Source organism: Arthrobacter sp. SRS-W-1-2016 (genome assembly GCF_002009585.1).
Taxonomy (GTDB): Bacteria; Actinomycetota; Actinomycetes; order Actinomycetales; family Micrococcaceae; genus Arthrobacter; species Arthrobacter bambusae_A.
Genome location: NZ_MTPV01000048.1, coordinates 38555 through 46322, shown reverse-complemented (window position 1 = coordinate 46322; position 7768 = coordinate 38555). Strand labels below are relative to the sequence as shown.

The following is a 7768-nucleotide window of genomic DNA, read 5'->3' as shown; positions in this document are numbered from 1 at the left end:
CAAAATCAACCAATCCATAAAAACAAATCGGTATCAACAAACTTGGCACACTATTGAGTTCTCAAACAACAGACACACCCGGCACCACCCACACCCACAAGGGTCCAAGATCGCTCCGGAGCAACTTCCCAAACTTACCCGAACTGCCAGCATCAAGCAAATCGGCGTTTCCGCGATTCACTGCTCAACAAGGGTCCCCACCCATCCACAGCACGCTAATCAGCACGCCATTTCCAGGCCGTTTATCAGAGGGGGTCGGTCGCTATCTTTCCGCATCAGCGGCGGCGACTCGATCTACTCTACACACCCCCAAGACCCCACGCAAATCACGCCTCAGGCGAGCAAGAACCGCGGTAATCCGGGACAAACGGCGGTTTCCGCGCAAAAAGAAGCCGCCGGCGTCGTAATTCAACACTGTGTCCTGCACCACTTAATCGCGAAGCCACAAGACCGCCGCCTTAAACGCAAGAAGGGCCGGCAACCAAACGGTTGCCGGCCCTTCTAGTGCTTCTGGATTACCAGGAAGACTTGGTGATGCCCGGGAGCTCACCGCGGTGAGCCATGTCGCGGAAGCGAACACGGGAGATACCGAACTTCTGGAAGGTACCGCGCGGGCGACCGTCGATGATGTCGCGGTTACGCAGACGGATCGGGGAGGCGTTGCGGGGCAGCTTCTGCAGGCCGAGGCGAGCCTCTTCGCGTGCTTCGTCAGTCGCGTTGGCGTCAACCAGGGTCTTCTTCAGTTCGAGACGCTTGGCAGCGTAACGCTCAACGATGACCTTGCGCTGCTCGTTGCGAGCAATCTTGGACTTCTTAGCCATGTTTAGCGCTCCTCTCGGAATTCGACGTGCTGGCGGATCTTGGGGTCGTACTTCTTCAGGACCAGACGGTCCGGGTCGTTACGACGGTTCTTGCGGGTTACGTAGGTGTAACCGGTTCCCGCAGTGGACTTCAGCTTGATGATCGGACGTACGTCCTTGTCTTTTGCCACTAGAGCTTCACCCCACGAGCCAGAACTTCGGCGACGACTGCGTCGATGCCGCGAACGTCGATGGTCTTGATGCCCTTGGCCGACAGGGTCAGCGTGACATTACGGCGCAGGGACGGAACCCAGTAGCGCTTCTTCTGGATGTTGGGGTCGAACCGACGCTTGTTGCGGCGGTGCGAGTGCGAAATGCTGTGTCCAAAGCCCGGCTCGGCTCCGGTCACCTGGCAGTTTGCTGCCATGACGACTCTCCTAAAAAGTAAAATGAAACGGGCAGCAGAGTTCCTGCTTCCCGTGCAATAGGCGACGTCCGCAACCAGTCCACACCGTTTTCGGTAGTTCCCGCAGCTCGGATCGCTCGACTGAAACCAGCCAATGATCACCGCTGCGGCGAAGGTAGTGGGTCCGGACAACAGGCCGGAATACTGGGCGAATACTGGAATGCACGCAACTTGAGCCCCTAACTACCGGCCCGCGGATCTCCTGTTGTTGCCAACAGTCACCGCCAACCGGAGCAATTGCACACGCTCCGCGCCACCTAGCGCCTAATAAGTCTAGGGGCTGGGGGAAATTAAGACCAATCGGGTGTATAAGAACCAGGCCACAAGTCATAAGCGGGGGCTAGCCCCTTCACAGGAGAACGAAAGGTTGAGCATTCAATCTTGAGGCATGAACTCACAACTCCTCGCCTCCCCGGGCCAACGCGTGGATACACCGCCAGGCCGTCGTCCTCAAACATCACCGCGTCGCAATCCGGCTAAGGGACGGTTCGCGGCGCAACATCGCCGGCGCATGCGCCGGGCGGACATGCTCACGGTTGCGCTTTGGGCATCCCTTGCGGCGGCGCTGGCGTTGTGGCTCGCCGACGGCGGAGTGTCGACCGTCGGCAACCTCACCCAGGCGGTCACCGCCGTCGGGATCCTGGCCGGACTCGCCGGCATGGACCTGGTCATCCTGATGCTTCTGCTCGCGGCACGCCTCCCTTTCGTGGACGGCGCAGTCGGGCATGACAGGGCACTGGAATTCCACCGGAAACTCGGCAAGCCGGCACTGTACTTGCTGTTGGCACATGGACTTCTCCTTGCCACCGGCTACGGCATGGCCGAGGGCCTGAATCCCGTCAGCGAGGCCGTTTCCCTGTGGGTCTTGGTACCCGATATGTGGCTGGCGTTCGTCTCCATGGCGTTGTTCATTGCCGTGGTGGTCACTTCGCTGGTGGCTGTGCGGCGCCGTTTTCCCTACGAATTCTGGTATTTCGTTCATCTGCTCACCTACCTTGCGGTAGCGACGGCAATCCCGCACCAATTCAGCGTGGGCGGCCTGTTCGCCGAAGGCACTTGGCAGCGCTGGTACTGGCTCCTGCTTTGCATCGGAACGGGCGCGGCGCTGGTTTGGTACCGCATTGCCCAACCGGTAATAGCCACCTACCGGCACCAACTGACGGTGCGCCGCGTAGTGCGGGTGTCCCCCGACGTCGTGAGCATCGAAATGACCGGGCTGCGATTGAACGAATTGTCGGGTAGCGGTGGCCGGTTCTTCGTGTGGCGCTTCCTCGCTCCCGGCATGTGGTGGCAGGCGCATCCATTCAGCTTGTCGGCAGAACCGCAAACCGGAAAGTCATCGCGGCAGCCGATGTTGCGGATCACTGTTCGGAACCTGGGGACCGGTTCGGGCCGCCTCGGCTCCCTCAAGCCGGGGACGAAAGTAGCGATCGAAGGACCATACGGGGTTTTCAGCACGGCAGCCCGAAGCAGGGACCGCGTCGTGATGATCGGTGCGGGAATCGGGATTACGCCCCTCCGGGCGCTCTTGGAATCAACTCCCTTCGCGCCAGGCCAGGCGACAGTCCTGCTGCGCGGCAGTAGCGCGGAGGAACTGTTCCTCGGAGACGAGATCATGGAACTGTGCCGGAAGCGTGGCGCGACCCTGTTCCACCTGACGGGTCCGCGGTCCGGCCATCCCCAAAGCGCCTGGCTGCCTGCCTCTGCAGGCTCCTCGAGTCTGCGGGACTTTGTGCCGGACATAGCGGACGCTGATGTTTACGTTTGCGGCCCGACAGCATGGGCCGGCGAGGTACTAGCCGAAGCAAAAAGCTCCGGCGTCCGGGAGGAACAACTCCACTACGAAAGGTTTGACTGGTGAGACTCAGGGCAGGAATTTCAGCAGCGCTGGCATCGGCGGCAATCCTCGTGGTCGGCTGGCAGGCGGGCACACAGGTGACGGCATCCAACGCCTCCACCGTCACGACGTCCGCGGCGGGAACCACCGGTGGGACCGCTTCAGGTACGGGCTCGACGGCGAATGGAACCACCGGGAGCAGCACGTCCGGGTCCTCGGGAACCGGGGCCGGAACGGGCTCCAGTTCCAGCACCAGTTCCGGCACAGGCTCCAGTTCCACTTCCACCCTGGGAGCCTCGGCCAAAGCGGGCGGCACCTACGCAGGCACGGCGGTGGAGACCCGTTTCGGAACAGTCCAGGTCCAGGTAACCATCAAGGCCGGCGTGATCACCGATGTCACAGCCCTGCATCTGACCGACCAGGAGCAACGATCCGTCCAGATCAGCGCCAGGGCAGCACCCCTGCTCCGCTCCGAAGTCCTGAGCGCCCAGTCGGCGAACGTGCAGACCATCGGCGGGGCCACTTATACCAGCGAGGCATATTTGACATCCCTCCAGGCGGCCCTCGATGCAGCCCACTTCTAAGCCAAGCGAGCCCGGACAGGGCAGCGCGGAACCCCGCCTTCGTTCCCGCACGTTCACCAGCATGGGCACCGTGGTGAGCCTGGCCATCCCCGCCGCTCCAAGGACGGCTCCCCAAGCTTCGGTGGAAGAGCTCGAGGCGACTACCGCCGTCGTCGAGCAGTTGTTCAAAGGGCTGGATCGGACATTTAGTCTCTACCGCCCCGACTCGGAGGCGAGCGCGTTGGCGCGGGGCGAGCTGGCTCTGAGGGACGCCTCCCCGGACATGCGCCGGCTGTACGTCGAGGCGAGCGAATGGCGCACCCTCACGGAAGGCGCGTTCACGGCGGAACGGCCCGACGGCGTCGTTGACTTGTCCGGGATCGTCAAGGCACACGCCATACGGGAAGCTGGAACGTCGCTGCTCGCGCTCGGCTTGAAGGATTGGTGCCTCAACGCGGGCGGGGACGTCCTGGTGGACGGTTCGCCGACGCCGGGCAGTGCGCGGCCGTGGCTGGCGGGGATTATCGACCCGGAGGACCGGTCGACGCTCCTGACCGCATTTCCGCTCGGCAACGCCGGCAAGCACGCGCTGGCGACCTCGGGAACGAGCGAACGCGGCCATCACATTTGGTCCGCGGGCCTCCAAGCGGCGCGGAACGAGGGGTTCCGCCAGGTTTCCGTGGCAGCGGCAGACATCATCACGGCCGACGTCCTGGCCACCGCCATCATGGCGGGCGGCGCCGCAACCCTGGCGCTGGCCACCTCACACTGGGACGTGGACGTGCTCGCGGTAAAGAACGACGGCGGGTTGCTCGCCACCCCGGGTTTCCGGAACCTCGCTACGGCCGGGTGAGCTGCGGGTACTTCGGGCTCAGGCCATCACCTGACGACTTGCCCGTAACGCGGCGGACGACCCACGGGGCGGCATGTTCACGGGCCCAACGCGCGTTGGCCCGCAACGCTTCCACCCGCGCGAGCTGGGGTTGCGGGACCGGCGGCGGGACCTCGAGGGAACCTTCGTGCTCCAGGACGGCGAGCACCCGGTTGGCCATGTTGATGTGACCGGCAGTGGACATGTGCATCCGGTCCTGCGCCCACATGTGCCAGTCGTGATACTCGCTGAAGCGCCAATAGTCCACCACCAGCGCCCCGTGGTTTTCCGCGATTTCCCGCAGCAGTTCGTTGTAAATCGCGGTGCGTCCGCGCATCGTGCCGAAAACTTTTGAACTGCGGGCATCGAAACCGGTGAAGAGAAGCAACGTAGCGCCGGTGGCACTGAGCTTCCCGATGCCGGCCTCGTAGTCCTCCATCAGCCTGTCGATATCGACTTTGGGGCGGAAGATGTCGTTCGCTCCCGCATACAGGGTCACCAGCGTCGGTTGAAGCGCGACGGCGGCATCCACCTGCTCTTTCATGACTTGCCGGAGCTTCTTGCCCCGGATGGCCAGGTTGGCGTAACCGAAATCGTCGTTGCTTTGAGCCAATTGGTGGGCGACGAGGTCCGCCCATCCCCTGACTCCGTTGGGGCGCGAGGGGTCGGCGTCGCCAAGTCCTTCGGTGAACGAGTCACCCAATGCCACGTATCGGGCAGAAAAATCCATGGCGCCAGTCTTTCATCAGTGCGGGGCGGCCGTCACGCTCAGCAGCCGCGGTCGCTGGTCCCGCCAGCCGCGGCTTAGCGTTCGCGCAGGATCCAGTGATCGTCGTCCAACCTGGCCACGATTTTCTCGGCGATCCGCGCGAGGTCCGCAACGTCGTCGTCGGTCATGGCGTCCAACATCAAGGCGCGGACCGCGTCCACATGACCCGGGGCGAGGGACACGATGGTGTCCATCCCGGACTCGGTCAGGTGCGCCACGGTGACACGGGCGTCGCCCGGATGGGCCTCGCGTTCCACCCAACCGCGTCTTTGGAGCTTGGTCACGACGTGCGACAACCTCGACAGGGAAGCGCTGGTGCGGGCGGCAAGCTCACTCATCGGCAGGAAACGCCCATCCGCTTCGGACAGCATCGCAAGCACGTTGTAGTCGAACAGCGACAATTTGCCGGCCGCTTGCAGTTGGGTATCCAAAGCTGCGGGCAGAAGGGTGTTGATGCTCAGGAGGGCCAGCCAGGCACGGCGTTCGTCGGCATTGAGCCAGCGCGGTTCGGTCATGGATTCATCTTAGAAGGAAATAAATACTTGACACTTCAACCCAAGCTCATTATTGTTTTAGTTGAAGCTTCAAGTAAATGAATCCACAGGACTCACGCGAAGGAAAAGACAATGACTGACATCACCATCATCGGCACGGGCAACATGGCGTCCGGCATCGCGGCCCGCGCTGCCACAGCAGGCAAGAGCGTCCAGATCCTCAGCCGCGACGCCGGCTCCGCTGCTGCGCTTGCGGCGACAGTCAACGGAACCTCCGGCATCACGGGATCCCCGGTGGAAGGCAGCATCGTGGTTCTGGCTACGCCGTTCGAGGCCTCCAAAGAAGTCCTTTCTTCCTACGGCTCAGCGCTCAACGGCAAGACCATCGTGGACATCTCCAACCCCGTGAACTTCGAGACCTTCGATTCCCTCACCGTTCCCGCCGGGACCTCGGCCGCCGAAGAACTGCAGGCCTTGGTGCCCGGCGCCTCGGTCGTCAAGGCGTTCAACACCGTCTTCGCCGCCACGCTCGCGGAGGGCGAAGTGGACGGCCAGACCCTCGACGTACTCGTGGCGGGCGACGACGCCGAGGCGACGGCCGCCGTCGTCGACTTCGTCAAAGGCGCCGGGCTGCGTCCGGTGAACGTCGGACCGCTGCGCCGCTCGCGTGAGCTCGAAGCCTTCCAGCTGCTCGTCATGACCCTGCAGATCAGCGAAGCCCACCCCGACTACAACTGGAACTCCGCAGTCAAGCTCCTGCCGTAGTTCATTTTCGGAGGGCGGCCCCTTGTGGCCGTCCTCCGCGTTGTAGGCTGGGCGGCATGTTCGTCGTCTCTCTGACCTACAAAGTTCCCGACGAGATCGTCGATTTCCACCGCCCGGCACATATGGATTGGGTCAAAGAAGCGTTCGACGCCGGCACGTTCCTCGCGTCCGGTCGTCGCGTTCCAGCCATCGGGGGCGTGCTGCTGTCCAACGTCGATCGCGCAACGCTGGACGCTTCGCTGGCGACGGATCCGTTCTACGTCAACGGGGTAGCGGACTTCGAAATCATCGAATTCACGGTGACCTCGGCATCCGCAGGGTTCGACAACCTGCTGGACTAGCCAGCCCGTCCGCAGCCAAAAAGTTGTCAGGCGTGACGCTTGACCATTTCAAAGCCTGACTGATTGACGGGACGTACCCAGCCGCTCCGGCAAGACAACGGGCATCAGGGCCGGCCAGCGGGCGCTCAGATGATCCCCGCTCGAAACTCCCCTGAAGCGACGCGAAAGCCAGGGTGCGACATCGCGCCTGAGCCACGCGGCGTCGTCGGCCATGATCCCGGCGCGGCTCCGCGGTTGCAGCGGCCCGAGTACCGGTGACTCGAGCGAGTGCGTGGCGCCCAAGACTTCCAGGACTTTCTTGGCCATGTAGCGGTGTCCTATACCGGACATATGCAGCCTGTCCGGAGCCCACATCCGGCGGTCCTGATACTTTTCGAAGCACCAATGGTCCACCAGAAGCGTTCCGTAGGCTGCCGAAATGCGCCGGATGTGCTTGTTGAAAACGGCCGTGCGCAGCTTAAGCGGCTCCAGAACGGGCGAGAGCGGCACGTTGTATTCGGTGAACAGCACGACCCGGGCACCACTTTGCGCGATCCTGGCAACGGCGGCCTCGAAACCACGGACCAGTAGGCGCATGTCCAGCCGTGCACCGAGGAGATCGTTGCCGCCGGCATGGAAGCTGACCAACGTGGGAGCCATCGCGAGCGCCGGCTCAAGTTGTTCAACCACGATCTGCTTGAGCCGCCGGCCGCGGAGGGCAAGGTTGGCGTACTGTGCCTGCGGCTGATGCCTGGCCAGTTCCTCTGCCACGCGATCGGCCCAGCCCCGGCAATCGTTGGGAAGACGAAGGTCTACGTCGCCGACGCCTTCGGTGAAGGAATCTCCGATGGCGACGAATCGAAGCGGTGTATGCGTAGCCATG

At 63.0% G+C, this 7768-nt stretch carries 11 protein-coding genes; 5 read left to right on the top strand and 6 right to left on the bottom strand.

The window, feature by feature from the left end; translation table 11 throughout:
* Window positions 1-515: 515 nt before the first annotated feature.
* Genes rpsN through rpmB form a run of 3 tightly spaced genes read right to left on the bottom strand, consistent with a single transcriptional unit; the run spans window position 516 to window position 1227 of the window.
* Window positions 516-821 carry a 30S ribosomal protein S14 gene (gene rpsN, locus BMF89_RS11960; protein ID WP_028267656.1) on the bottom strand — a complete coding sequence of 102 codons (306 nt, stop codon included), beginning with the start codon at window positions 819-821 and terminating at the stop codon, window positions 516-518.
* 2 nt (window positions 822-823) lie between these two features.
* Complete coding sequence (gene rpmG / locus BMF89_RS11955; protein WP_003798558.1) at window positions 824-991, bottom strand: 50S ribosomal protein L33; 168 nt, start codon at window positions 989-991, stop codon at window positions 824-826.
* On the bottom strand, window positions 991-1227 hold the full coding sequence (rpmB, locus tag BMF89_RS11950) for a 50S ribosomal protein L28 (protein WP_078107326.1): 237 nt from the start codon (window positions 1225-1227) through the stop codon (window positions 991-993). Before rpmB ends, rpmG begins: the two co-directional genes overlap by 1 nt.
* A gap of 427 nt (window positions 1228-1654) precedes the next feature.
* Here rpmB and BMF89_RS11945 point away from each other — a divergent pair, with 427 nt between their 5' ends.
* Genes BMF89_RS11945 through BMF89_RS11935 form a run of 3 tightly spaced genes read left to right on the top strand, consistent with a single transcriptional unit; the run spans window position 1655 to window position 4519 of the window.
* Window positions 1655-3127, top strand: coding sequence for a ferredoxin reductase family protein (locus BMF89_RS11945; protein WP_078107325.1), 1473 nt, complete (start codon window positions 1655-1657; stop codon window positions 3125-3127).
* Window positions 3124-3687 (top strand): FMN-binding protein, encoded by a 564-nt coding sequence (locus BMF89_RS11940; RefSeq protein ID WP_078107324.1) that lies wholly within the window; start codon window positions 3124-3126, stop codon window positions 3685-3687. Before BMF89_RS11945 ends, BMF89_RS11940 begins: the two co-directional genes overlap by 4 nt.
* Entirely contained in the window at window positions 3671-4519 is an 849-nt protein-coding gene (locus BMF89_RS11935) for an FAD:protein FMN transferase (protein ID WP_306876458.1), read from the top strand. Before BMF89_RS11940 ends, BMF89_RS11935 begins: the two co-directional genes overlap by 17 nt.
* Here the strand turns inward: BMF89_RS11935 and BMF89_RS11930 are convergent.
* Complete coding sequence (locus tag BMF89_RS11930) at window positions 4506-5267, bottom strand: SGNH/GDSL hydrolase family protein (protein ID WP_078107322.1); 762 nt, start codon at window positions 5265-5267, stop codon at window positions 4506-4508. The two genes, BMF89_RS11935 and BMF89_RS11930, sit on opposite strands and share 14 nt — an antisense overlap.
* A 74-nt stretch (window positions 5268-5341) precedes the next feature.
* Window positions 5342-5821, bottom strand: coding sequence for a MarR family transcriptional regulator (locus BMF89_RS11925; RefSeq protein ID WP_078107321.1), 480 nt, complete (start codon window positions 5819-5821; stop codon window positions 5342-5344).
* A gap of 111 nt (window positions 5822-5932) precedes the next feature.
* On the opposite strand from BMF89_RS11925, the gene BMF89_RS11920 reads away from it, so the two are divergent.
* Together BMF89_RS11920 and BMF89_RS11915 are read left to right on the top strand one after the other, a co-directional pair.
* The gene (locus tag BMF89_RS11920; RefSeq protein ID WP_078107320.1) at window positions 5933-6565 is read left to right on the top strand and encodes an NADPH-dependent F420 reductase; all 633 of its coding nucleotides are present in this window, start codon (window positions 5933-5935) and stop codon (window positions 6563-6565) included.
* A gap of 56 nt (window positions 6566-6621) precedes the next feature.
* Window positions 6622-6906: a YciI family protein gene (locus BMF89_RS11915; RefSeq protein WP_078107319.1), complete on the top strand. Its 285-nt coding sequence runs from the start codon at window positions 6622-6624 to the stop codon at window positions 6904-6906.
* Between the two features lie 48 nt (window positions 6907-6954).
* Here the strand turns inward: BMF89_RS11915 and BMF89_RS11910 are convergent, their stop codons facing one another.
* Complete coding sequence (locus BMF89_RS11910) at window positions 6955-7767, bottom strand: SGNH/GDSL hydrolase family protein (RefSeq protein ID WP_139359639.1); 813 nt, start codon at window positions 7765-7767, stop codon at window positions 6955-6957.
* Window position 7768: the final 1 nt, after the last annotated feature.